23 protein-coding genes are annotated in these 23,299 nt (G+C 68.8%); 6 read left to right on the plus strand and 17 right to left on the minus strand.

Annotated elements, in window-relative coordinates; translation table 11 throughout:
- Positions 1-290: 290 nt before the first annotated feature.
- Positions 291-3,776, plus strand: coding sequence for a DNA-directed RNA polymerase subunit beta (gene rpoB, locus ACFZDK_RS01365; RefSeq protein ID WP_365695560.1), 3,486 nt, complete (start codon positions 291-293; stop codon positions 3,774-3,776).
- A gap of 97 nt (positions 3,777-3,873) precedes the next feature.
- A complete protein-coding gene (locus ACFZDK_RS01370) occupies positions 3,874-7,773 on the plus strand; it encodes a DNA-directed RNA polymerase subunit beta' (protein WP_359210514.1) in 3,900 nt (1,299 codons plus the stop codon).
- Positions 7,774-7,831: 58 nt separating this feature from the next.
- Here ACFZDK_RS01370 and ACFZDK_RS01375 read toward each other — a convergent pair whose 3' ends face one another.
- From ACFZDK_RS01375 to ACFZDK_RS01405, 7 genes are all read right to left on the minus strand, one after another.
- Positions 7,832-8,095, minus strand: coding sequence for a hypothetical protein (locus ACFZDK_RS01375; RefSeq protein WP_390968634.1), 264 nt, complete (start codon positions 8,093-8,095; stop codon positions 7,832-7,834).
- Positions 8,082-8,309, minus strand: coding sequence for a hypothetical protein (locus ACFZDK_RS01380; protein WP_390968636.1), 228 nt, complete (start codon positions 8,307-8,309; stop codon positions 8,082-8,084). Before ACFZDK_RS01380 ends, ACFZDK_RS01375 begins: the two co-directional genes overlap by 14 nt.
- A 3-nt stretch (positions 8,310-8,312) precedes the next feature.
- Positions 8,313-9,206 (minus strand): peptidoglycan-binding protein, encoded by an 894-nt coding sequence (locus tag ACFZDK_RS01385; protein ID WP_390968638.1) that lies wholly within the window; start codon positions 9,204-9,206, stop codon positions 8,313-8,315.
- 116 nt (positions 9,207-9,322) lie between these two features.
- Complete coding sequence (locus tag ACFZDK_RS01390) at positions 9,323-9,742, minus strand: ATP-binding protein (protein WP_390968640.1); 420 nt, start codon at positions 9,740-9,742, stop codon at positions 9,323-9,325.
- Between the two features lie 20 nt (positions 9,743-9,762).
- Positions 9,763-10,482, minus strand: a complete 720-nt coding sequence (locus ACFZDK_RS01395; RefSeq protein ID WP_390968642.1) for a hypothetical protein — start codon at positions 10,480-10,482, stop codon at positions 9,763-9,765.
- The gene (locus ACFZDK_RS01400) at positions 10,482-11,636 is read right to left on the minus strand and encodes a hypothetical protein (RefSeq protein WP_390968644.1); all 1,155 of its coding nucleotides are present in this window, start codon (positions 11,634-11,636) and stop codon (positions 10,482-10,484) included. Before ACFZDK_RS01400 ends, ACFZDK_RS01395 begins: the two co-directional genes overlap by 1 nt.
- On the minus strand, positions 11,633-12,748 hold the full coding sequence (locus ACFZDK_RS01405) for a hypothetical protein (RefSeq protein ID WP_390968646.1): 1,116 nt from the start codon (positions 12,746-12,748) through the stop codon (positions 11,633-11,635). Before ACFZDK_RS01405 ends, ACFZDK_RS01400 begins: the two co-directional genes overlap by 4 nt.
- Positions 12,749-12,864: 116 nt before the next feature.
- Here ACFZDK_RS01405 and ACFZDK_RS01410 point away from each other — a divergent pair, with 116 nt between their 5' ends.
- On the plus strand, positions 12,865-13,077 hold the full coding sequence (locus ACFZDK_RS01410) for a hypothetical protein (RefSeq protein ID WP_390968648.1): 213 nt from the start codon (positions 12,865-12,867) through the stop codon (positions 13,075-13,077).
- Here the strand turns inward: ACFZDK_RS01410 and ACFZDK_RS01415 are convergent.
- Genes ACFZDK_RS01415 through ACFZDK_RS01445 form a run of 7 tightly spaced genes read right to left on the minus strand, consistent with a single transcriptional unit; the run spans position 13,043 to position 20,189 of the window.
- Complete coding sequence (locus tag ACFZDK_RS01415; protein WP_390968650.1) at positions 13,043-13,819, minus strand: hypothetical protein; 777 nt, start codon at positions 13,817-13,819, stop codon at positions 13,043-13,045. The genes ACFZDK_RS01410 and ACFZDK_RS01415 overlap by 35 nt on opposite strands.
- Before the next feature lie 18 nt (positions 13,820-13,837).
- Positions 13,838-15,052: a hypothetical protein gene (locus tag ACFZDK_RS01420; RefSeq protein ID WP_390968652.1), complete on the minus strand. Its 1,215-nt coding sequence runs from the start codon at positions 15,050-15,052 to the stop codon at positions 13,838-13,840.
- A 32-nt stretch (positions 15,053-15,084) separates the two neighbouring features.
- Complete coding sequence (locus ACFZDK_RS01425) at positions 15,085-16,278, minus strand: hypothetical protein (RefSeq protein ID WP_390968654.1); 1,194 nt, start codon at positions 16,276-16,278, stop codon at positions 15,085-15,087.
- A gap of 4 nt (positions 16,279-16,282) precedes the next feature.
- Positions 16,283-17,203: a phage distal tail protein gene (locus tag ACFZDK_RS01430; RefSeq protein ID WP_390968655.1), complete on the minus strand. Its 921-nt coding sequence runs from the start codon at positions 17,201-17,203 to the stop codon at positions 16,283-16,285.
- Between the two features lie 21 nt (positions 17,204-17,224).
- Positions 17,225-18,466: a tape-measure protein gene (locus ACFZDK_RS01435; protein ID WP_390968657.1), complete on the minus strand. Its 1,242-nt coding sequence runs from the start codon at positions 18,464-18,466 to the stop codon at positions 17,225-17,227.
- On the minus strand, positions 18,463-19,653 hold the full coding sequence (locus tag ACFZDK_RS01440; RefSeq protein ID WP_390968659.1) for a phage tail protein: 1,191 nt from the start codon (positions 19,651-19,653) through the stop codon (positions 18,463-18,465). Before ACFZDK_RS01440 ends, ACFZDK_RS01435 begins: the two co-directional genes overlap by 4 nt.
- Positions 19,654-19,685: 32 nt before the next feature.
- Complete coding sequence (locus ACFZDK_RS01445) at positions 19,686-20,189, minus strand: hypothetical protein (RefSeq protein ID WP_390968661.1); 504 nt, start codon at positions 20,187-20,189, stop codon at positions 19,686-19,688.
- 130 nt (positions 20,190-20,319) lie between these two features.
- Between ACFZDK_RS01445 and ACFZDK_RS01450 the strand changes: the two genes are divergently transcribed.
- Positions 20,320-20,715, plus strand: a complete 396-nt coding sequence (locus ACFZDK_RS01450) for a hypothetical protein (RefSeq protein ID WP_390968663.1) — start codon at positions 20,320-20,322, stop codon at positions 20,713-20,715.
- A gap of 581 nt (positions 20,716-21,296) precedes the next feature.
- On the opposite strand, the gene ACFZDK_RS01455 is transcribed toward ACFZDK_RS01450, so the two are convergent.
- Positions 21,297-21,494 (minus strand): hypothetical protein, encoded by a 198-nt coding sequence (locus tag ACFZDK_RS01455; RefSeq protein ID WP_390968665.1) that lies wholly within the window; start codon positions 21,492-21,494, stop codon positions 21,297-21,299.
- Positions 21,495-21,859: 365 nt separating this feature from the next.
- On the opposite strand from ACFZDK_RS01455, the gene ACFZDK_RS01460 reads away from it, so the two are divergent.
- Together ACFZDK_RS01460 and ACFZDK_RS01465 are read left to right on the plus strand one after the other, a co-directional pair.
- Entirely contained in the window at positions 21,860-22,057 is a 198-nt protein-coding gene (locus tag ACFZDK_RS01460) for a hypothetical protein (protein WP_390968667.1), read from the plus strand.
- A 1-nt stretch (position 22,058) separates the two neighbouring features.
- Positions 22,059-22,511 (plus strand): hypothetical protein, encoded by a 453-nt coding sequence (locus ACFZDK_RS01465; protein WP_390968671.1) that lies wholly within the window; start codon positions 22,059-22,061, stop codon positions 22,509-22,511.
- A 33-nt stretch (positions 22,512-22,544) separates the two neighbouring features.
- On the opposite strand, the gene ACFZDK_RS01470 is transcribed toward ACFZDK_RS01465, so the two are convergent.
- A complete protein-coding gene (locus tag ACFZDK_RS01470; protein WP_390970040.1) occupies positions 22,545-22,916 on the minus strand; it encodes a hypothetical protein in 372 nt (123 codons plus the stop codon).
- 47 nt (positions 22,917-22,963) lie between these two features.
- Complete coding sequence (locus tag ACFZDK_RS01475) at positions 22,964-23,254, minus strand: hypothetical protein (protein WP_351487295.1); 291 nt, start codon at positions 23,252-23,254, stop codon at positions 22,964-22,966.
- Between the last annotated feature and the right edge of the window lie 45 nt (positions 23,255-23,299).

Below are 23,299 nucleotides of genomic sequence, written 5' to 3' on the forward strand. Positions count from 1 at the left end.
CGAGGCATGGATCGGCGACGAAGAGGGCAGTATCAACGTGCGTTGAGGGCAGGCATGAGCAGGCGTTGACGATGAAGAGGGTCTCAGAAAATGGAGACTGGACATCAGTGTGCCAAGTGGCTACACTGACCCTTTGCGCTGCCTGTTAGCCTTCCCCTGCCCGTCACCAGGGGTCTGCCCTCACCCGAACGCCGACGATCGAACCTCCTCTGAACTGGGGTTTCTGTCTCTGTGTCCGGGAAGGGACCGGGGAGCGCGTAGTGAGTCCGAGCCCTCGGAAGGACCCCCTCTTGGCCGCCTCGCGCACTGCCTCGAACGCGAATATGAACAACGGCGCCAGCACCGCCCCGCTGCGCATCTCCTTTGCAAAGATCAAGGAGCCTCTCGAGGTTCCCAACCTGCTCGCGCTGCAGACCGAGAGCTTTGACTGGCTGCTCGGCAACACCGCCTGGCAGAGTCGGGTCGAGGAGGCTCTGGAGTCCGGTCAGGACGTCCCCACCAAGTCCGGTCTGGAGGAGATCTTCGAGGAGATCTCCCCGATCGAGGACTTCTCCGGGTCGATGTCGCTGACCTTCCGCGACCACCGCTTCGAGCCGCCGAAGAACAGCATCGACGAGTGCAAGGAGCGCGACTTCACGTACGCCGCCCCGCTCTTCGTCACGGCCGAGTTCACCAACAACGAGACCGGCGAGATCAAGTCCCAGACGGTCTTCATGGGCGACTTCCCGCTCATGACGCACAAGGGCACCTTCGTCATCAACGGCACCGAGCGTGTCGTGGTGTCGCAGCTCGTCCGTTCGCCCGGTGTCTACTTCGACTCCTCGATCGACAAGACATCCGACAAGGACATCTTCTCGGCCAAGATCATCCCGTCCCGGGGTGCCTGGCTGGAGATGGAGATCGACAAGCGCGACATGGTCGGTGTCCGTATCGACCGCAAGCGCAAGCAGTCCGTGACCGTCCTCCTGAAGGCGCTCGGCTGGACCACCGAGCAGATCCTCGAGGAGTTCGGCGAGTACGAGTCCATGCGCGCCACCCTGGAGAAGGACCACACCCAGGGCCAGGACGACGCGCTGCTCGACATCTACCGCAAGCTGCGTCCGGGCGAGCCCCCCACGCGTGAGGCCGCGCAGACACTGCTCGAGAACCTGTACTTCAACCCGAAGCGCTACGACCTCGCCAAGGTCGGCCGCTACAAGGTCAACAAGAAGCTGGGTGCGGAGGCTCCGCTGGACGCGGGCGTCCTGACCGTCGAGGACGTCATCTCGACGATCAAGTACCTGGTGAAGCTGCACGCCGGCGAGACCGAGACGGTCGGTGACAGCGGTGTGAGCATCGTCGTCGAGACCGACGACATCGACCACTTCGGCAACCGTCGTCTGCGCAGCGTCGGCGAGCTCATCCAGAACCAGGTCCGTACCGGTCTGGCCCGTATGGAGCGCGTCGTCCGCGAGCGGATGACCACCCAGGACGTCGAGGCGATCACGCCGCAGACCCTGATCAACATCCGGCCGGTCGTCGCCTCCATCAAGGAGTTCTTCGGCACCAGCCAGCTGTCGCAGTTCATGGACCAGAACAACCCGCTGTCGGGTCTCACCCACAAGCGCCGCCTGTCGGCCCTTGGCCCGGGTGGTCTCTCCCGTGAGCGGGCCGGCTTCGAGGTCCGTGACGTGCACCCGTCGCACTACGGCCGTATGTGCCCGATCGAGACGCCCGAAGGCCCGAACATCGGTCTGATCGGCTCGCTCGCCTCCTACGGTCGCGTCAACGCGTTCGGTTTCGTCGAGACCCCGTACCGCAAGGTCGTCGACGGCCAGGTCACCGACGAGGTCGACTACCTGACCGCCGACGAGGAGGACCGCTTCGTCATCGCGCAGGCCAACGCCGGCCTCAACGACGACATGCGCTTCTCCGAGGCCCGCGTCCTGGTCCGCCGCCGTGGCGGCGAGGTCGACTACGTCGCCGGTGACGACGTGGACTACATGGACGTCTCGCCGCGCCAGATGGTGTCGGTCGCGACCGCCATGATCCCGTTCCTCGAGCACGACGACGCCAACCGTGCCCTCATGGGCGCGAACATGATGCGTCAGGCCGTGCCGCTGATCAAGAGCGAGGCCCCGCTCGTCGGCACCGGCATGGAGTACCGCTCCGCCGTCGACGCCGGTGACGTGGTCAAGGCCGAGAAGGCGGGTGTGGTCCAGGAGGTCTCCGCGGACTACGTCACCACCGCCAACGACGACGGCACGTACATCACGTACCGCCTGGCCAAGTTCTCCCGGTCCAACCAGGGCACCTCGGTCAACCAGAAGGTCATCGTCGACGAGGGCGACCGGATCATCGAGGGCCAGGTCCTCGCCGACGGTCCGGCCACCGAGAACGGCGAGATGGCCCTCGGCAAGAACCTGCTCGTGGCGTTCATGCCGTGGGAGGGTCACAACTACGAGGACGCGATCATCCTGTCGCAGCGCCTCGTGCAGGACGACGTCCTCTCCTCGATCCACATCGAGGAGCACGAGGTCGACGCCCGTGACACCAAGCTCGGCCCCGAGGAGATCACCCGGGACATCCCGAACGTCTCCGAGGAGGTCCTCGCGGACCTCGACGAGCGCGGCATCATCCGGATCGGTGCCGAGGTCGTCGCCGGCGACATCCTCGTCGGCAAGGTCACGCCCAAGGGTGAGACCGAGCTGACCCCCGAGGAGCGGCTGCTGCGCGCGATCTTCGGTGAGAAGGCCCGTGAGGTCCGTGACACCTCGCTGAAGGTGCCGCACGGCGAGATCGGCAAGATCATCGGTGTGCGCGTCTTCGACCGCGAGGAGGGTGACGAGCTTCCCCCCGGTGTGAACCAGCTGGTGCGCGTCTACGTCGCGCAGAAGCGCAAGATCACCGACGGTGACAAGCTCGCCGGCCGGCACGGCAACAAGGGTGTCATCTCCAAGATCCTTCCCATCGAGGACATGCCGTTCCTCGAGGACGGAACCCCGGTCGACATCATCCTCAACCCGCTCGGTGTCCCGTCCCGAATGAACCCGGGACAGGTCCTGGAGATCCATCTCGGCTGGCTCGCCAGCCGCGGCTGGGACGTCTCCGGTCTCGCCGACGACTGGGCCCAGCGGCTCCAGGTCATCGGCGCCGACCAGGTCGCCCCGCGCACCAACGTCGCCACCCCGGTCTTCGACGGTGCCCGCGAGGACGAGCTGGCGGGTCTGCTGCAGCACACCATCCCGAACCGCGACGGCGACCGCCTGGTGCAGCCGACCGGCAAGGCGCGGCTGTTCGACGGCCGCTCGGGTGAGCCGTTCCCGGACCCGATCTCCATCGGCTACATGTACATCCTCAAGCTGCACCACCTGGTCGACGACAAGCTGCACGCCCGGTCGACCGGCCCGTACTCGATGATCACCCAGCAGCCGCTGGGTGGTAAGGCGCAGTTCGGTGGCCAGCGCTTCGGCGAGATGGAGGTGTGGGCCCTCGAGGCCTACGGCGCCGCCTACGCGCTCCAGGAGCTGCTCACCATCAAGTCCGACGACGTCACCGGCCGCGTGAAGGTCTACGAGGCCATCGTCAAGGGCGAGAACATCCCCGAGCCCGGCATCCCCGAGTCCTTCAAGGTGCTCATCAAGGAGATGCAGTCGCTCTGCCTGAACGTGGAGGTGCTGTCCAGCGACGGTATGTCCATCGAGATGCGTGACACCGACGAGGACGTCTTCCGCGCTGCGGAGGAGCTCGGCATCGACCTGTCCCGGCGCGAGCCGAGCAGCGTCGAAGAGGTCTGACGGGAGTCCGGCGGGCCCTGAGCGATCAGGGCCCCGCCGACCCCCAGGCCCCCGTATCAGACCAAAGACTTACAACCCTGAGAGGGATTGACGCATAGTGCTCGACGTCAACTTCTTCGACGAGCTCCGGATCGGCCTGGCCACGGCGGACGATATCCGTCAGTGGAGCCACGGCGAGGTCAAGAAGCCCGAGACCATCAACTACCGCACCCTCAAGCCGGAAAAGGACGGGCTCTTCTGCGAGAAGATCTTCGGCCCCACCCGGGACTGGGAGTGCTACTGCGGCAAGTACAAGCGCGTCCGCTTCAAGGGCATCATCTGTGAGCGCTGCGGCGTCGAGGTGACCCGCGCCAAGGTGCGCCGTGAGCGGATGGGCCACATCGAGCTGGCCGCGCCCGTCACTCACATCTGGTACTTCAAGGGTGTTCCCTCGCGCCTCGGCTACCTGCTGGACCTGGCGCCGAAGGACCTCGAGAAGGTCATCTACTTCGCGGCGTACATGATCACGTTCGTCGACGAGGAGCGCCGTACCCGCGACCTGCCCTCCCTGGAGGCGCATGTCTCCGTGGAGCGCCAGCAGGTCGAGAACCGCCGGGACGCCGACCTGGAGGCCCGCGCCAAGAAGCTCGAGACCGACCTGGCCGAGCTGGAGGCCGAGGGCGCCAAGGCCGACGTGCGCCGCAAGGTGCGCGAGGGCGCCGAGCGTGAGATGAAGCAGCTGCGCGACCGTTCGCAGCGCGAGATCGACCGCCTCGACGAGGTGTGGACCCGCTTCAAGAACCTCAAGGTCCAGGACCTGGAGGGCGACGAGCTCCTCTACCGCGAGCTGCGTGACCGCTTCGGTACGTACTTCGACGGTTCGATGGGTGCCGCGGCGCTGCAGAAGCGCCTGGAGTCCTTCGACCTCGACGAGGAGGCCGAGAAGCTCCGCGAGATCATCCGTACCGGCAAGGGCCAGAAGAAGACCCGTGCGCTCAAGCGCCTGAAGGTCGTCTCCGCGTTCCTGCAGACCAGCAACAGCCCCAAGGGCATGGTGCTCGACTGCGTGCCGGTCATCCCGCCGGACCTCCGCCCGATGGTGCAGCTGGACGGTGGCCGCTTCGCGACCTCCGACCTGAACGACCTGTACCGCCGTGTGATCAACCGGAACAACCGACTGAAGCGCCTTCTCGACCTCGGTGCGCCCGAGATCATCGTGAACAACGAGAAGCGCATGCTCCAGGAGGCCGTGGACGCCCTCTTCGACAACGGCCGTCGTGGTCGCCCGGTCACCGGTCCCGGTAACCGCCCGCTGAAGTCCCTCAGCGACATGCTGAAGGGCAAGCAGGGTCGTTTCCGTCAGAACCTGCTCGGCAAGCGTGTGGACTACTCCGCGCGTTCCGTGATCGTCGTCGGTCCGCAGCTGAAGCTGCACCAGTGCGGTCTGCCGAAGGCCATGGCGCTGGAGCTCTTCAAGCCGTTCGTCATGAAGCGGCTCGTGGACCTCAACCACGCGCAGAACATCAAGAGCGCCAAGCGCATGGTGGAGCGCGGCCGCACCGTCGTGTACGACGTCCTCGAAGAGGTCATCGCCGAGCACCCGGTGCTGCTGAACCGTGCGCCCACCCTGCACCGCCTCGGCATCCAGGCCTTCGAGCCGCAGCTGGTCGAGGGCAAGGCCATCCAGATCCACCCGCTCGTCTGCACCGCGTTCAACGCGGACTTCGACGGTGACCAGATGGCCGTGCACCTGCCGCTGTCCGCGGAGGCGCAGGCCGAGGCCCGCATCCTGATGCTGTCCTCGAACAACATCCTCAAGCCCGCCGACGGCCGTCCGGTGACGATGCCGACCCAGGACATGGTCCTCGGTCTGTTCTTCCTCACCACCGACGGCGAACTGCGTGACACCAAGGGCGAGGGCCGGTCCTTCGGCTCCACGGCCGAGGCGATCATGGCGTTCGACGCCGGCGAGCTGGCGCTGCAGTCGGCGATCGACATCCGCTTCCCGGTGGGCACCATCCCGCCGCGCGGCTGGACCCCGCCGGCCGTCGAGGAGGGCGAGCCGGAGTACCAGACCGGTGACACCTTCCGGCTGCGCACCACCCTGGGCCGCGCGCTCTTCAACGAGCTGCTGCCCGAGGACTACCCGTTCGTCGACTACTCGGTGGGCAAGAAGCAGCTCTCCGAGATCGTCAACGACCTGGCCGAGCGCTACCCCAAGGTCATCGTGGCGGCGACGCTCGACAACCTGAAGGCGGCCGGCTTCTACTGGGCGACCCGTTCCGGTGTCACCGTGGCCATCTCCGACGTCGTCGTTCCCGAGGCGAAGAAGGAGATCGTCCGCGGCTACGAGGCGCAGGACGAGAAGGTCCAGAAGCAGTACGAGCGCGGTCTGATCACCAAGGAAGAGCGCACGCAGGAGCTCATCGCGATCTGGACCAAGGCGACCAACGAGGTCGCCGAGGCGATGAACGCGAACTTCCCCAAGACCAACCCCATCTTCATGATGGTTGACTCGGGTGCCCGAGGAAACATGATGCAGATGCGGCAGATCGCCGGTATGCGTGGTCTGGTGTCGAACGCGAAGAACGAGACCATCCCGCGTCCGATCAAGGCCTCGTTCCGCGAGGGCCTGTCCGTGCTCGAGTACTTCATCTCCACGCACGGTGCCCGTAAGGGTCTCGCCGACACCGCCCTGCGTACCGCCGACTCGGGTTACCTGACCCGTCGTCTGGTGGACGTCTCGCAGGACGTCATCATCCGCGAGGAGGACTGCGGCACCGAGCGCGGCCTCAAGCTGCACATCGCGGAGGTCGGCGCGGACGGCGTGCTGCGCAAGGCCGACAACGTCGAGACCAGCGTGTACGCCCGTGCGCTGGCCGAGGACATCGTCGTCGACGGCGTGGTGCTGGCCCCGGCCAACACCGACCTCGGTGACGTCCTCATCGACGAGCTGGTCGCCCGTGGCGTCTCCGAGGTCAAGACCCGCTCGGTCCTGACCTGTGAGTCCGCCGTCGGCACCTGCGCCATGTGCTACGGCCGCTCGCTGGCCACCGGCAAGCTGGTCGACATCGGTGAGGCGGTCGGCATCATCGCCGCCCAGTCCATCGGTGAGCCCGGTACCCAGCTGACGATGCGTACCTTCCACACCGGTGGTGTGGCCGGTGACGACATCACCCAGGGTCTGCCGCGTGTCGTCGAGCTCTTCGAGGCCCGTACCCCGAAGGGTGTCGCCCCGATCTCCGAGGCCCAGGGCCGCGTGCGGATCGAGGAGACCGAGAAGACCAAGAAGATCGTCATCACGCCGGACGACGGCAGCGACGAGACGGCGTTCCCGATCTCGAAGCGTGCCCGACTCCTGGTCAGCGAGGGCGAGCACGTCGAGGTGGGCCAGAAGCTCACCGTGGGTGCCACCAACCCGCACGACGTGCTGCGCATCCTGGGCCAGCGTGCCGTCCAGGTCCACCTGGTCGGCGAGGTCCAGAAGGTCTACAACTCGCAGGGTGTGTCGATCCACGACAAGCACATCGAGATCATCATCCGGCAGATGCTGCGCCGTGTGACGATCATCGAGTCCGGCGACGCCGAGCTGCTGCCCGGCGAGCTGGTCGAGCGCTCGAAGTTCGAGCACGAGAACCGTCGTGTGGTGCAGGAGGGCGGTCACCCGGCCTCCGGTCGTCCGCAGCTCATGGGTATCACCAAGGCCTCGCTGGCCACGGAGTCCTGGCTGTCGGCGGCGTCCTTCCAGGAGACGACGCGAGTCCTCACCGACGCGGCGATCAACGCCAAGTCCGACTCGCTCATCGGCCTCAAGGAGAACGTCATCATCGGTAAGCTCATCCCGGCCGGTACGGGTCTGTCCCGCTACCGCAACATCCGGGTCGAGCCGACCGAGGAGGCGAAGGCCGCGATGTACTCGGCCGTCGGCTACGACGACATCGACTACTCGCCGTTCGGCACGGGCTCCGGCCAGGCCGTTCCGCTGGAGGACTACGACTACGGTCCGTACAACCAGTAGTAGTGGGTTCTGAAGGGCGGTCACCCCGTTGGGTACGGGGTGACCGCCCTTCGGCGTTTCACCGTGCGGCCAGCTCCAGCGCCGTGACGACGACGGCTGCCACGGCGGCCAGCGCGCCGATGCTCGCCAGCGGCCAGCGCGTCCGTTCCAGGGCGTCGAGCCGGTGCTCGTGGTCGGCGAGCTGCTTGTCGGTCTGGTCGCTGCGCTGGACCAGCAGCGCCAGCGAGCCGTCGACCCGGGCGAACCCGGCCTCCAGCGTGCCGCGCAGCCGCTCCAGTTCCAGGGCGACGGTGATCGGGTCGTTCGGATCAGGGTCGATCATCGGCGCCCCCTGTGCGGAGCCACGCGGGCAGCAGCGCCTGTACGGCGGGCACGGCCATCACCCTCGTGACGGCGGCGGCGACGGCCAGCGCGCCGGCGGCCCAGGGCAGGGTGTCCGGGATGCCGGCGGCGTCGACGACCGCCGGCAGCAGGACGCACAGGCCGACGGCTGTCTGCACGACGGTGCGCAGCGTGCGCCTGGTCGGTTCCGTCACGGGTCAGACCTCCTTGACGAAGGGGACCTTCAGGGCCGCCCAGGACTTCGCCCCCGGCCAGCCGTCGGCGGAGGAACCGGTGTAGCCGAGCCTGCGCTGCCACTTGGCGTACGACGCCCGGTCGGTCTGCGTCCACTGCGGGCCGGGCCCGGCGGAGTACGCCGAACAGCCGTTGGCCACCAGCCGCTTGCCCATCGCGGTGACGATCGCCGACTTCGGGTTCTTCCGGAACCACGCGGCGCCTGGGAAGGGCTGGTAGGCGGGGGTGGTGGGTGAGGAGGGGGAAGAGGGGGAAGACACCTTCGTTCCGAGGCGGGCCGTGACCCGGCCGCGGAAGTCCGCCATCGTGAAACCCCGCGGGTCGATCTTCGTGTTCGTCCACTCCTTGTGGCCGATGACCGACCGCGCGCTCCAGCCGTGCGCCCGGCACAGAGCGGCCGACGCCCGGACCATGGCGTCCAGCTGGACGTCGGGCCACGGGTCCTTGCCGTCGCCGAGGTTGACGCACTCGAAGCCGTAGAAGTGGACGTTGCCGTCGGTGTTGTTCTGGTTCGGCGCCGGGAGCGTGGCGCTCTCGGCGGCGACGGCGGCCAGGACGTCGCCGTCGCCGCTGCCGGCGTGGTTGGCGCGGCCGTTGCCGACGAGGTGGACCGTGCCGTCCTTGGCGATGACGCCGTGGCAGAGGGGGCCGGGGAGGTCGGAGCGGCCGTTGAAGCACATGCTGACGGAGGTGGTGGTGCCGGAGGTGACGGTGTGGTGGATGATCACGCCGTTCACCGGGCCCCAGGCGCCGTGGCCGGCGCGGTTGTGGGTGCGCCATCCGTCGTGTTCGACGACGGTGACGCCTTCGGCTCTGAGGGCGGACAGGAGGGCGTCCGCGGAGAGGGGTGTGGCCATGGGCGGGTCCTTCTGAGGGGAGGTACGGGCATGAAAAAACCCGGGCCGGGGGAGGGCGGCTCGGGTGGTGTGCGGGGTGCGGGTCGTGGGGGTTGATCGCGCAGTTCCCCGCGCCCCTACGGGGTGCTGATCGGGATACCTGAGTCGTCCGTACCGGAATCCCCCGAACCGTCGTCCGTGGACGTCCACTTCGTGCACAGGGCCGTGTAAGCGGCCGTGTTGTCGGCGAAGTTGGTGAGGGCCGCGGCCACCGCGCGCTGGATCGCGGTCTGGTCGGGGACCACCGGGTCCGTGCCGACGGGCAGGACGGTGACCCGGCCGTAGCCGCGCAGCACGGTGTTGTTGGTGCCGGGCTCGGTGAACTGGGCGGTGATGCTGACGGGCGAGTACGTACCGGTGATCGAGTCCGGGCCGATGATGTCGCTCAGGCTGGTGTCGGTCACGTTGACGTGGATGGTGTGACCGGCCTCGGTGAGGGTGGCCCGGCCGGCGAAGTCGACGGCGAGGCCCCAGGGCTGGGTGGTGTCGATGTCCATGTGTTCCTCGTGTTCCTCTCTCAGGTCTGGCGGCCGTGCATCAGCACGGGGTTGGCGTAGACGGTGCCGCCACTGGCGCTGACGGCGGCCTGGACCTCGACCTTGAACCGGGTGCCGAAGATCGCGTCGAAGTCGGAGGCGATCACGTCCGTGTAGTCGAAGCCGACGGAGGCGTCGACGGTGCTGCCCCACTGGACGCCGTTGACGAGCACCTGGACGGAGCCGGTGTAGCCGGAGGTGACGCGGGTGTTCATCATGAGCCGCATCTTCGGCTGCCAGGCGATGTTGTAGGACATCGCGATCGTCGTCATGCTGGTCGCCGAGGTGTGCGGCCAGTTGGTGTACGTCGAGTCCTGCGGCGGCAGCATGGCCAGCCAGGGCCGGGCGAGGCCGCCGTTGCCGACGTCGTCCGAGACGATCTCGTTGGCCTGGGCGTCGTAGAGGCGCAGCGGCTGCAGCCCGGTCGCGGTGCTGTCGCCGTTGAACAGGCTCAGGGCCAGCTGGCCGGTCTGGCGGCGCATCGCCAGGCCGTACTCCTCGCCGGTCCACTTGCCGACCGCGAAGATGGCGGGACCGCCGGACGGCGGCCGGACGGCCAGCGAGCCGCCGCCGGTGATCTCCACGCTGCCGCCCGTGACGGTGTTCTGGGCGGGCCGGGTGTTGACGGCCGTGGACAGCTGCTGGATCCGGCGTTCCATCTGGGTGAGCCGGTCGATGATGTCTTCGGGGAGCTGGGGCATCAGGCGGCCTCCTCCAGGTAGAGCTCGGCGGTGTCGGGGCGGCCGCGCTGGGCCGGGCTGACCTTGACGCCGATGATCCGGTAGCGGGCGTCCAGGCCCTCGGTGAACCACTCGTCGGTGATCCGGATGCGCGTGGTCCGGCCGAGCAGCGCGGTCGGCACCAGGTCGTCGAGGCGGATGCTGATCTCGGGGATCACCACCGCGCCGGTCGCCGCGCCCAGTTCGGTCTTGGCGAGGGCGTCCAGGATCTTCTTGTCGGTGATGTCGTTGTGGTCGGAGGTCAGGTCGATGCGCGGATGGCCGGCGTGCCCCTCCCCGGTGCCGATCAGCTGGTCGGCAGCCGCCACGTCGGAGGCCAGCGGCCGGGACTCGGTGGCCTGGTCGGTGTTGGTGGAGGCGCCGCGGGCCCGGGCGGTGGTGCCGCCGCGGGTGGCGTCGCGCGGGAAGGAGTACGACAGGATCGTGCCGGGCCGGTCCAGCACCAGGTCGGTGGAGCCGGTCTCGATCCTCGGATGGCCCAGCACCAGCCGGCGCACCCGGCTCCCGGAGTTCGGGTCGGTGTAGACGGTGATGTGGTACTCGAAGCCGTCCGTCAGGGCCGCCAGCGAGTCCAGCGCGTCCTGGTAGGTGGTCTCGTCGCCGTCCCGGTAGGTGACCGTGCGGTACACCCCGGAGGTCTCGGTGCCGGGGACGACCAGGATGTTCCCGCCGTCCAGCCCGGTCTGCAGGTCGTTCCACAGGTTCCGGGCGATCTGCAGCTGGTCCAGGTCGGCCCAGGAGAGCGTGTAGTCAGGGTCGTACGCGGACTGCGGCGCCCGGATCACGCGCCGGCCCGCGTACGACTCGAAGGTCGCCGCCTGGATGCCGAGGGTGAGGATGCCCTGGTCGTCGCTCTGCAGGGTGCTGGTCCAGATGATCCCGCCCCACCACAGGTCGTTGCCGCGCTGGAGGTAGACCGAGGTGCGGCCCTCCTCGATGCGGCGGACCCGGGCGGCCACCTCCGCGTTCGGGACCGGGACGGTGCCGGAGAGCGAGCCTGCCTTGCCGATGTAGTCGTCGACGGTGACATCGCGCAGCGGCAGGATGTCGATGGGGTTGTCGGTGAGCAGGTCGCAGAAGATCGCCCGGTAGGGCGTGTTGACGGTGGTGCTCATGAGGCCGCCTCGTAGGTCGCGCCGCCCTTGATGACGTTTCCGCCGGCCCAGGTCCAGGGCGTGAGGGCGTCCACGGCACCCGAGTTGGTGACGGCCGTCGCGTTGGGCTGACCCGAGATGACGAGCAGTTCGAAGGTGCCGGTGGTGCCGCAGTACAGGCGGGCGGTGGCCCGGACGCTGTTGGAGACGCCCAACTCGGCGTAGCCGATGTGCGGTTGCACGGACGCGGCGGTGACCGGCAGCGAGAACCGCCAGTTGTCGCTGGTGGTGGCGCCGGTGCCGTAGGTGGTGGTGGTGCCGAACGCGATCGAGAACGTCATGTGCACGGTGGTGCCGAACTTGACGTACCGGCCGCTGACCGTGGCGTTGCCGAAGGCGGGCAGGGCGCTGCCGCTGCTCGTCGTCCAGGCCGGCGTCCAGTCCTGCCAGGTGGGCAGGACCGGGTAGTTGGTCCAGGCGGTGCCGCTCCAGCGCTGCAGCTGGCCGTCGGAGTCCCGGTACTGGCCCGGGTAGGAGCCGATGCTGGAGTCGGTGCTGACCGGAAGGATGCCGCCCACCCCGACGGTGGCGGTACGCCGGCCGGTCAGGGCGGTGGACCAGGCGATGGCGTTGGTGCCCGCGCTCGCGTTGGCCTGGACGGCGACCTCGTACAACGGCAGGGTCAGATCCGGGGCGATGGGCGCGGCCGGGGTGGCGGCCGGGGTGCCCTTGATGATCTCGACGACGGCCTCCGTGCGGCCGGAGCCGTCGTAGGCGTCGTCGTAGACCCGGAGCACGACCAGGTCGATCCGGCCGTACTGGGCGTCGCCGGCGTCGAAGGCGATCGTCACGGACTCGGTGAGCGCGATCGGGTAGGCGCCCCGGGAGCTGACCACGCCCTGGGCGTCGGGCGCCTGGATGACGGCCCGGCCCGGGCTGACCGTGGCCGTCATGGTGTTGGTGATGCCGGTCAGGGTGAAGGCGGCCAGGCGGTACAGGCCGGTGTACGAGCCCGGCAGGATGCCGGAGCGGGTGCCCACGGGCGAGGTCGGGGTGAGGGCGCCGAGCGAGACGAGCCGGGTGTCCTCGCGGGACTGGCCGTCCGGGGACAGCCAGCCGGAGCGTACGGGCATGATGGAATCCTTTGTGTGAAAGTCAGTTGGCCGGGTCGGCGCGAAGGAAGAAGTTGTCGAACCAGCAGGTGACCGCCGCGTCGCTGGAGCGGTGCATGGCCGTCACCGTGTAGGTCGTGCCGGCGGTCGTCGTTCGCGGTCAGGAAGACCGTGCTGCCCTGGGTGATCTGCACACCCATGTAGGCGGTCGCGCTGCTGCTGCTCAGCGTCACCATGCGCGCGCCGAAGTGCAGCAGGACGGCGCCGGTGGTCGGGGCGACGAAGTTCAGGGCAGCGCAGTGACGGCGGTGTCCGTCAGCGCGGCCGTGTACGTCGTCGACGTGGTGTAGCCGGCGTCCAGCGACGAGGTGAACGCCGGCGGCGCGACGGCCGGCAGCCACACCGAGCCGTTCCACCGCTGGAGCACGCCCGTCGACGAGTCCCGGTACTGTCCGCCGTAGCTCGCCGTGGTGACCGCCCCGGCCGGGGCGATGCCGCCGATGCCTGGGGATACGGCACCCAGGCGGTGCCGTCCCAGCGCTGCAGTGTGCTGTTGATGTCCCGGTAGTGGCCGGGGTAGCCGCCGGCCGCCGTGTCGTCGGTGGCCCAGGTCAGGCCGCTCGCGTTCGCCGGGACGGCCACGGTGAACAGCACGAGCGAGACGTCGGGGGCGGTGGGCGCGGCCGGGGTGGCGGCCGGGGTGCCCTGGACGATCTCGACGGCGGCCTCGGTGCGGCCGGAGCCGTCGTAGGTGTCGTCGTAGACCCGGAGGACGACCAGGTCGATCCGGCCGTACCGGGCGTCGCCGTCGGCGAAGGTGAGGTCGACCTGCTCGGTGACGGCCACCGGGTAGGCGCCCCGGTCGAGGGTCGACTGGATGACGGCCCGGCCCGCGGTGACATGGGCGTTCATGGTGCCGTCGGTGCCGGCCGGCGACAACCCGGTCACCCGGTAGAGGCCGCCCGCGGAGCCCGGCAGGACTCCGGAGCGGCCCTTGCTGTCGGTGACCGGGGTGAGCGCGCCGACCTGGTTGGTCCGGGTGTCCTCCCGGCTCTGTCCGTCGGGGGACAGCCATGCGGAACGTACGGTCATGGAAGCGGACCCCCGACGTCAGGAAGCGGATTCGTAGGTGCCGTAGATGGACAGCACGTCACCGGTGGCCCAGGTGAAGGGCGCCGACTTGTCCCAGAGGGCGGTGGTGGAGGCGAAGCCGTCGCGCAGCGAGCGGACGACGCCGCCGTTGGCCGTCGCCAGCAGGCCGGTGCCCTGGTAGAACAGCGTGGCCGACAGGTCGTAGGCGCTCGTGGTCAGCACCCGCCCGTCCAGCTTCCACGCGACGGAGGTCGGTGCGACCGGCAGCGAGAACGTCCAGTTGGCGTTGGCGTCCTGCGCGGAGAGATTGGTCGTCGACCCGATCAGCAGATAGATCCGGACGTGCACGACGGTGCCCGTCTTCACGTACGAGCCGGCCAGCGTCCCGTTGCCGATCGTCGGCGCGGTACCGGTCTCCGCGCGCCAGACCGGCGTGTAGTCGGTCCAGGCCGGAAGCGGCTGGTACGTCACCCACGCCGTGCCGTTCCAGCGCTGCAGCCCCGCCGAGGAGTCCCGGTACTGCCCGGTGTAACTGGCGGTGGTCACCGAGCCGTTCGGGGCGACACCGCCCAGTGCGCTCGGGTACGACACCCACGCCGAACCGTCCCAGCGCTGCAGCGCGCCCCCGGAGTCCCGGTACTGGCCCGGGTAGGCGCCGTTGCCCGTCTCCCCGTACACCGGCAGGATGCCGCCGACCGCCACGGTGGGGGTGCGCAGGTCGGTGAGGACGGTGGTCCAGTCCAGGCCGCCCTTGCCGGCGCCGGCCCCGGCGGGGACCTTGACCTGGTAGATCGGCAGCGCGGCGGCCGGGGTGGCGGGCGCGACCGGGGTGGCCGCCGGGGTGCCCTGGACGATCTCCAGGGCGGGCTTGGTCTGCCCGGAGTTGTCGTACAGCGAGTCGTAGATCCGCAGCACGACCAGGTCTATGCGCGGGTTGGTGGCGTCGCCGTCGGCGAAGGTCACGGCTGCGGGCTCCGGCAGGGTGACCGGGTAGGCGCCCCGGGAGGCGCCGGCCGCGATGACGGCCCGGCCCTCGTGCACGGTGGCCCTCATGCTGCCGCCGGTGCCCTCCATCCAGAAGCCGGACATCCGGTACAGGCCGTCGTAGGACCCCGGCAGGATGCCGGAACGTACTTCGAGCGGGTTGGCCGGGGTGGTCGCGCCCAGCTGGGTCAGTCGGGTGTCCTCGCGGGTCTGGCCGGTCTCGGCCACCCATGAGCTGCGCAGGTTCATCTGCGGGTCTCCTGTCTGCTTGCGGGAGGGGGTCAGGAACGGAGCCATTCGGCCGTGAGGTTGGTGGCGTAGCCGGAGCCGCCGAGGGTGGTGACGGTGGAGCCCGAGTTCTGGAACCCGTACAGCGCGAGCTTGTCGCCGGCGGCGCACTTGACCAGCGCGCCGCCGCCGACGGTGGTCGCGCCCGGACCGGCGCCGACCAGCCAGGTGGCACGCGGGACACCGGAGCCGTTCTGGTAGATCCGGGCGCCGCGCGATCCGGTGGTGGAGTCGCCGGCCCAGGTGACGGCGCCGTCGACCCGCCACCACCCGGCCCGGGGCACGGTGTACGTGTTCGACCCGGACCAGCCGGTCACGTCGTCCACGTCGGTGGTGGACATGGTGATCTGGGTCCAGGTGCCGGTGGGCACGGACTGGGAGGTGCCCTGCTCGACACCGAGCAGGATCTTCGAACGCCCCTCGGCGTACTGCCACGCGCCGCCGTCCCAGCGCTGCAGCAGCCCGCTCGCGTTCTCCTGGTACTGGCCGGCATAGCTGCCGGTGCTCAGCGCGCCGATCGGGGCGATCCCGCCGACCGCCTTCGGGTACGACACCCACGCGGTGCCGTCCCAGCGCTGGAGGGTGCCCGGGGTGTCCCGGTACTGGCCGGCGTAAGCGCCGTTGAAGCCGCTCGCCGGGACGATGCCGCCGAGTGCCGCGGTCGCGTAGCGGAGGTTGGTGACCGCCGTGTCCCAGGCGAGCCCGCCCGCCCCGGCCGAGGCGCCGGCGGGGACGAGGATCCGGTAGAGCGGCAGGGCCTGGCCGCCTGGGGTGTTGGGCACGACGGGCGTGGCGGCAGGCGTGCCCTTCACCAGCCGTACGGTCGCGGTGGCCGCCCCCGACCCGTCGAACTCGTCGTCGAGCACGGCGAGTTCGACGAGGTCGATCCGGGAGTACTGGGCGTCGCCGTCCGGCACGACGAGGGACTCCGGGTCCGTCACGGCCACCGGGTAGCACCCCTGGGGGATCAGCGCGCTCTGCACGAAGGCCCGCCCGGTCCCGATCGTGAACGTCATCGTCCCGGTGCCGCCGGTGAGAACGAACCCGCCGGGCACGATGCCGCCGCGCGCCTTGAGCGGGATGTTCTCGGCCGTGCTCGCGTTGACGGTGAGCAGGCCGGAGAGGGTGAGCCGGGTGTTCTGTCTGGTCTGGTCGGTGGGGCTGAGCCAGGAGGCGGTGACGGTCATGCGATCACCACTCCGCCGAGCGCCAGCGGACGGACAGCTGGGCGCCGGTGCCGTAGGTGTCGGGGCGGAACGCGAGCTGGGCGCGGCCCGGTTCGAAGGCGAACAGTTCCTCGGGGCTGCTGTCGGCGGCGGCCGTGTGGCGGCGGGAGGCGGTGGCGTTGAGGGTGACGGTGCCCTCCGCCGTGTCCACGACGAGCTCGTCGCCCGCCGCGAGGCTGATCTCGTAGCGGAGCCTGCGGCCCGAGGTCCGGTCCGTGACCGTGGGGTTGGCGCACGGGCCGGTGAAGGTGAGGACGGGGTGGGTGGGCGCCGAGCCGTTGTTGTCGGCGCTGACGTCGCCTGTGGAGGCGGCCTGCCCCCAGTGCAGCGGCCAGGTCAGCGGCCAGGTCAGCCCGCTCTCCGGCTGCGGGGCACCGGTCACGGCCGCCTGCTCGTCGACGGCGTACCGGCGCGGGTCGGTGGCGTACCACTGCACGGACGCCTTGGAGACGCCCTGCGTGGTGTACGTCCGGTCGGCGGCGAGCACGCGCTGCGCGACCCGGGCCCGCACGGCGAGCGTCTCACCGTGCAGCCGCACCGCGAGCCAGCGCTCCGAGTCGCCGAGCAGCAGGGCCTGGCGCAGGACGCGCATCGCGGCGAGCGAGGAGTCGGTGTCGTCGGACGGCGGTACGGTCCACACCGTGCCGCCGACCTTGCGGGGCTTGGCGTAGCGCGCGCCCGGCCAGGCGCCGTGCGCGGTCGGGTGGTCGGCGTCCGTCGTGTCGTAGTCCGGCAGGTCCTCCCACCCGGTGAGCCCGTCGCTGCCGATCTCGTACGGCGTACCGGGGCCGAGCAGCAGTCCGGCCCACTGCATCTGCCCGTCGCGGGTGATGAGTGAGCCGGGGGGAACGTCGTCGGTGTACGCGGTGGTGGTCAGGTCGGCCATCGGGCCTTCACCTCACAGAGGTCAGGGGCAGGCGTGAGCGGAGGCCAGGAAGAGCAGGTCGGTCGCGGTGGCGTGGGCGCCGGCGCCGTGGCTCTCGTGGAACTCCTTGATGCGGTGGGGGGCTTGGGCCTTGGTGCCGGTGCGGCGGGCGAGGGCGGTGAGGGGGAGCACCTTGCCCGGCCGGGCCGCGCCGGGGACGGCGACCCCGCCCTCCGCGAGCATCGGGATCTTGCTCAGGTGCACGCCGAACTTCTTGCCGAAGAAGCTGAAGCTGAGCTTGTTCAGCCCGTCGATCACCCAGTTCGCGAAGGCGATCAGCCCCTGGATCGGGCCCTTGATCACCCCGGCGACGGTCTGCGCGCCGGTGGTGACGAACTGGCCCATGGCGTGGAGGGTGCTGGCGGTGGCGTCCTTGATCCGGGTGAAGCCGCGGGGGATGTCCTTGGTGATCCAGTCCAGGACGGGGCGGACGGCGTTCTTGAACCCGCTCCAGATCGCCGACACCCTCCCGCTCAGCGCCCGGGTGTCGCCGGTGGTGAGTGCCTTGAGGACGGCGAAGCCGGTGCCGATGAGGGTGCCGAGCGCCTTGAGGACGCCGGTGATGACGGTGAGGCAGCCGGTGACGTACATGTTCACGGCACCGGCGATGGCCTTGAGGATCGGGGTCAGGATGGTCAGGTAGCTCTGGACGTACTGGAGGATCAGCTTGGCGAGCTGGTCCGTCAGCCGCTGCCCGGTCTCGGAGTTGACGGCGATGTCGATCAGCCAGCCGGCGACGGGGAGCAGGATGCCGGTGACGAAGCCGATGGGGTTGGCCCGGGTCAGGACGTTGATCAGGATCATCACGCCGGAGGCGATGGTCATGGCGGTGCCGAAGGTGTCGAGGAGACCGCCGAGCACACCGGAGGCGGCGATGAGGGAGCCGACGAGGGCGAAGACTCCGCCGAGGCCGGCCTTGAGCTTTCCGAGGGACTTTCCCGCGCCCCGGACCCTGCTGCCGACGGATTTGATGTCCGAGGCGGATCCGGTGGCGGTCTGCCCGGCCTTGGTGACGGAACGGGCGGCGTTCCCTGCCGCTTCCGTCACCTTGCTCAGGGCCACGGATGCCTGGTCGGCACCAGTACGCAACCGGGTGACCGCGTCAGAGGCGGAGCCCAGGACCGACTTGGCCGTCTGCAGCGACTTGGTGGCCTGAACGACGGCACTCTCGGACTTGTCGAGCGCTCTGACCGCGACGGCCAAAGCGCTTGCCATGCTGCTCATCCGCGCGCTTTCGCCAGGAACATCAGCGCGTCGGCGGTGCGCTGCGGGCTGCTGGTCTCGGCGGCGTGGTAGTGCTCGATGTGCAGCCCGCCGGCGATGTCGCTCGCGCCCGATGCCCGGCCGCGCGCGGCCGCCCGCTTCAGCAGCCGGTCGAGCTTGCTCAGCGGCAGTACGGCCTCCGCCTCACCGGCCTCGGCGAGCAGCGCCGGGACACCGCCCGAGCGAGGCATGACGACACCGCCGGTGGCCAGCGCCGGGATCCTCGGCAGGCTGACGCCGAACGTCTTGCCGCCGACCATCGGCACCCAGCCCGGGATGGAGACGTGGATGCCGTTGAGGGCGCCGATCGCGGAGTTGATGATGCCGATGACCGCGTTGACGGGGCCGCGGACCGCGCCCTTGATGCCGTCGAAGGCGCGGCTCGCGATGCCCTTGAGCCCGCCCCAGATGCTGGAGAGCCGGTCCTTGACCGCCTTGAAGGCGTTGGGGATCGCGGACTTGATCCAGCTGACGACCGGGGAGATGACGGCCTTGATGCCCTTCCACACCCCGGAGACGACCGTGCGGATCGCGTTGAGCACGCCGCTGATGATCGTCTTCCACATGGTGACGTAGGTGCGGATGACGGTGGCGACGGCCTTCACGATGTTCGTGATCGCCGTCTTGATGCCGCTCCAGACCGACTTGATCAGCTTGCCGGCGTTCTTCATGATCGGCCCGATGGCCTTCATGACGTTGCTGATCACGGTCTTGATGACCTCGAAGGCCTGCTTGAGGACCTTCTGCATGGTCTTCGAGTTGGTCACCATGTCGATGACCTTGTCGATGAGCGGCTGCAGCAACTGCATGAGCAGGCCGAAGAAGTTGCCCTTCATCGACTTGTTCATCTTGTCCTGGCCCTTGGCCGCCTTGCTCGCCCCGGACTCGTACTTCCCGAGGTTCTTGCCTGCGCTGGATCCGGTCTTGCCGGCCTTCCCGAGCGACTTCTCGGCCTGGTCCGACGCGCTCTTGAGGTCCTTCAGCTCCTTCGTCGAGCCCTGGGCCGATCCCTTCAGCTGCTTGAGAGTGGCTCCTCCGGACTTGGCGTTCTCTCCCACGCTCTTCGCGGCCTTGCCGGCAGCATCAGCCTGGGTCCTGAAGTTCTTGAGAGCCGTGGATGTGCTACTCAGCGAGCGAGCGAGTCCCATGGTTCATCCGTCCTTTCGGTGAGTACCGACCGCTATGCGGCGGCCTGCGCCACTCGCTCCATCTCCTGCGAAAGATTGGTCAGAGACCGCGCCAAGGTCGTGGCAACCCGCCGGGCATCCTTCAGGTTCTGGATGTCTGCAGGGCGTATCGGACCCTGCGGCTGCGGGGTGGTCGCTTTCTTCCCGTACTTGAAGAAACTGTCTGACTTTTCTTCGAATCCTCCCTTGTCCATTGCCTTCTTGAGCAGGCTGGTCCAGGAGACGAACTGAACGCCGAAGAGGGCCAGGATGGCCAGGGCGAGCGCTTCCCACTTGCCGGCAAGCAGATTTTCCACGACCTTTCCGATGCCCCCGAGAAGCCCATCCGACCAGTTGGAGATTCGTATCTTCCAGTCCTCGTCCTCCTTTTTCTCGGCAGAGGAATCCTTTCCGGAAAGTTGCTTGATTTTCGCGTCGAAGTCGGCCCGGCTGAGCATCTCCTGCCTGATGCGCTTGACGTCCGCGTCAACCAGGCCGAGTTGACCCTTGACCTCCACTATTCTGTTGTATATGTCCGCATTGCTAGGTTCGCTCATTTTTGATGACCCTCCAGTGGGTTCACCTCGTGGTGGTGAAGTCCGTACAGTGGGGCAGACTTGGCTGTTTTTCTCGTCGGAGGTGGGCGCTGTGAGCGTCTGGGCCTATGTGGTGATCGCAGCCGCCTGTGTCGGCGCACTGCTGTTGGACCTGCGCGGCGTGCGTATCTATCGCGCACTGCGCGTTCGGGGCGTTTCCGTGAAAGCCAGATGCGTCGGCATCGAGAAGGACAAGAGCGGCCAATACGTCATCAAGTTGAATTTCACGAACGTCCAGGACGGCCGCGTCTACCAATTCAAGGAGGCCAACTACAAGACTCCACCGCTCGAGATCGGTGAGGAGTCGGATGCGCTCTATGATCCGGCCGGATACGCGCCGGCCTCTCTCGTCTCGCGGCACACCTTGAAACGCGCCTTCCCTTATCTCTCCTGCGTTGCGCTGCCACTGTTGGCGGCGGCGACACTCGCGTTTGCGAGTGGATTCTGATCCTCGTCCCGCCGCGCGGCGGAAGTCTGGTACCTCTTCGTCTCCGTGGGGCTGTTGCCGGCCGCGGGGATTTTCTTCTTTGTTTCTTTCTCGGCTCGGGAGAGTAGCCGCAGGGTCCCGGAATTCCAGCCCAGGCCAAAGTTTGTCGCCGTAACAGCCGGAGCGGGTGTGGTCGTCTTGGGGCTCTCCGTGTTCCTTCTCGTCGCCCGGCCGACCTTCGTCGAGGGGAGGGAGGAGCGGCGGCTGTCTCGACGCAGTTGTTCGCGGTACTCGTCCCGCCGGCCGGAGTTGGATCGCGGCCATGCGCCGCAGGCGCTGCCCCCTGATGCCGAAGCGGCCCGCCTCCGTGTTGGAGATGGTGCTGGGGCGGGCCGGGCGGCGGTTCGCGGCGCCGTCGCTCCGGGTGGTGGTGGTCGATCGGGAGCCGGGGCGGATGCCTCAACTTGCCCTCAGCAGCGACCCGTTGGGTGAGAGCGGGAGGGGGCTGCGGTTGGTCGTGGCGGTGTCGCGGCGGTGGGGGTGGCACCGGGCGGGGTGCGGCGAGAAGCCGGTGTGGTGCACGTCGTGGTGTGAGTCGGAGGCTACGGGCGGCTTCGGCGGGCTTCCGTGAGGGCGTCGGTCCAGCCGGCGGCGTAGGCGCGGGACTCGCGGGTAAGCAGTTCCTCGTACAGCCGGTCGAGCAGTGCCTCGCGATCGGGCGCGGGGGAGTGCAGGAGATGGGCGAGGCGGGAGTAGGTGTCGATCGGCTGGTGCGGGAAGTTGCTCGTGCCAGTCGCCATGTCGTCGTCCTGCTTTCCGGTCTGTCCGCTGGGCTGGTGGTACAGGTGGGCGCTCCTGACGCGTTCGAAGCGTCTGTTCGAACTAGTGTACGAGTAATCCTACGGTGTCGCTCCGTGTTTGCCGAAGCCTCTTTCTTTCACTCTCCGTTGCCGCCCGGTCCGGACCTGCGGTGATGGCGGGGTGCAGTGGATGTTGTGTCAGAGTCGTGGAGGAGGATCCGGCCGTTCTCCCGTCGGTGAATCGAAAGTGAACGGTGCGGCCTGACAACGGACCTGAGGGCCTGTCATGCGACGGTGGACGGCCAACGGGCGGCCGTCCTCGCGCGGGGGCGCGATGGGGCAGGGACGAGAGCAAGGCCTACGGGGTGGACGGGGACGCGAGCAGCGCGCGGCAACGACACGTGATCGACTGGCTGGAACAGGCCTCCGATCTGCCACATCTCATCGCTCGTCTCTCCGAGCTGGTCCTGAGTTTCGGGTACGAGCCCGAGGACCTGGTGATCCTTCCGCGCGGTGAACTCGACCGGCGGGAGATGGCCGGGGGACGGGGAGCGGGGCGGTGAGGTGATTCCGCTGCCCTATGTCCAGCTTCTTCGGCCGCCGTCCGAATGGACGCGGGTAGAGCAGCGTGGCGAGCGGGAGTGGTCCGTCGCGGACGGGACACCGTGGGACGGCGTCGTCGACGAGGTCGAGGACTTCGAGGGCGACGAGGGTGCGGACGCCGGGCCCGGGGCCGACACCCTGCTGTCCGCGCGTGACGTGCGGGGGAAGCGGGTGGTGCCGGCCGCCGCCGAACGGCGTTCGGTCGTACGGCGGAACGGGCGGCCCAGTGTGCCTCCGCTGAAGCGGGACGCCTCCGGTGGTGGCCGGGACAAGGGGCGTCGGGGGGACGGTGGCGGTGAGGAGCGGGAGCAGCAGGAGTCTGCCGATGCTCCCGGCCGCCGCCTCTCCGACAAGGCCCGGGCCCTCGCGGACGAGCTGGAGGGCCGGGCCCCCGGTCGGCGCCGGGACGAGTGAGCAGGCCGACCGGGGCGGTGCCGTACAGCTGAATCAGCCGAAGAAGCGGGCCAGTTGTACGGCAGAGGGGGCCGAGTCGGAGGCGGGCGGGGCCGCACCCGGGTCCGGTTCCTTTGCGTCCGCCGGTTGTTCCGCGTCGTACGACGGTCTCGGCACCGGTGCCGGAGGTTCCGGCTGGTCGCCCTCCTCCGAGTTGACGCTTGCGAACATCCAGTTCGCGGCCGCCAGATGGTCCACCGCGGCGGCGAGGAGATGGTCGGACACCGACCACTCGGCGGCCTCGCCGTGCAGCTCCCTGTTCAGCGCGCTGTCGCGCGGCAGGTGCTTGATGAGCAGCGCGAGACGCCGTGCGGTCAGCGTCTCGCGGTGCCAGTCGAGCAGGTCGGTGCCGTAGTAGCGGAGCAGGTCCGCTTCGAGGGCCTCGGCGTGTTCTTCGACGAACCCGACGAGGCTCAGCCTTCCCCCAGGCCGAGCCCGGTCTCCTTGCCGTAGGCCTCCAGGATGGCGGCGATGTCCTGCATGGTGACCTCGTGCTGTTCGAAGCGGGTGAACTGCTTCTCGCCGAGCAGCAGGCGCAGCAGCCCGTCCACGTCGTTGTCGTCGAGCTTGCGCAGGGCCTTCGCGGTCGCGCGGGTCAGCTCCGTGGGCAGGGTGTAGCTCTCGCTGTCGAGTTCGAACGACCAGGTGCGGCCGAGGGCTTCGAGGCGCTGGGCGCGCGCCGCGTTGACGTCGAAACGGGCCATGGGGACTCCTTGGAGAGAGGCAGAAGGAAAAGGGGAGCAGCTCCG

The sequence above is a fragment of the Streptomyces sp. NPDC007901 genome, assembly GCF_042959465.1.
Lineage (GTDB): Bacteria > Actinomycetota > Actinomycetes > Streptomycetales > Streptomycetaceae > Streptomyces.

Excerpts from the sequence above, each read along its gene's own strand:
- ACFZDK_RS01405 (WP_390968646.1), bottom strand. The coding sequence starts at position 12,748 with ATGCCCGTACGCTCCGGCTGGCTGTCCCCGGACGGCCAGTCCCGCGAG.
- ACFZDK_RS01375 (WP_390968634.1), bottom strand. The coding sequence starts at position 8,095 with ATGATCGACCCTGATCCGAACGACCCGATCACCGTCGCCCTGGAACTG.
- ACFZDK_RS01420 (WP_390968652.1), bottom strand. The coding sequence starts at position 15,052 with ATGAACCTGCGCAGCTCATGGGTGGCCGAGACCGGCCAGACCCGCGAG.
- ACFZDK_RS01415 (WP_390968650.1), bottom strand. The coding sequence starts at position 13,819 with ATGACCGTACGTTCCGCATGGCTGTCCCCCGACGGACAGAGCCGGGAG.
- ACFZDK_RS01390 (WP_390968640.1), bottom strand. The coding sequence starts at position 9,742 with ATGGACATCGACACCACCCAGCCCTGGGGCCTCGCCGTCGACTTCGCC.
- ACFZDK_RS01435 (WP_390968657.1), bottom strand. The coding sequence starts at position 18,466 with ATGAGCAGCATGGCAAGCGCTTTGGCCGTCGCGGTCAGAGCGCTCGAC.
- ACFZDK_RS01455 (WP_390968665.1), bottom strand. The coding sequence starts at position 21,494 with ATGGCGACTGGCACGAGCAACTTCCCGCACCAGCCGATCGACACCTAC.
- ACFZDK_RS01440 (WP_390968659.1), bottom strand. The coding sequence starts at position 19,653 with ATGGGACTCGCTCGCTCGCTGAGTAGCACATCCACGGCTCTCAAGAAC.
- ACFZDK_RS01425 (WP_390968654.1), bottom strand. The coding sequence starts at position 16,278 with ATGACCGTCACCGCCTCCTGGCTCAGCCCCACCGACCAGACCAGACAG.
- ACFZDK_RS01430 (WP_390968655.1), bottom strand. The coding sequence starts at position 17,203 with ATGGCCGACCTGACCACCACCGCGTACACCGACGACGTTCCCCCCGGC.
- ACFZDK_RS01395 (WP_390968642.1), bottom strand. The coding sequence starts at position 10,482 with ATGCCCCAGCTCCCCGAAGACATCATCGACCGGCTCACCCAGATGGAA.
- ACFZDK_RS01475 (WP_351487295.1), bottom strand. The coding sequence starts at position 23,254 with ATGGCCCGTTTCGACGTCAACGCGGCGCGCGCCCAGCGCCTCGAAGCC.
- ACFZDK_RS01400 (WP_390968644.1), bottom strand. The coding sequence starts at position 11,636 with ATGAGCACCACCGTCAACACGCCCTACCGGGCGATCTTCTGCGACCTG.
- ACFZDK_RS01385 (WP_390968638.1), bottom strand. The coding sequence starts at position 9,206 with ATGGCCACACCCCTCTCCGCGGACGCCCTCCTGTCCGCCCTCAGAGCC.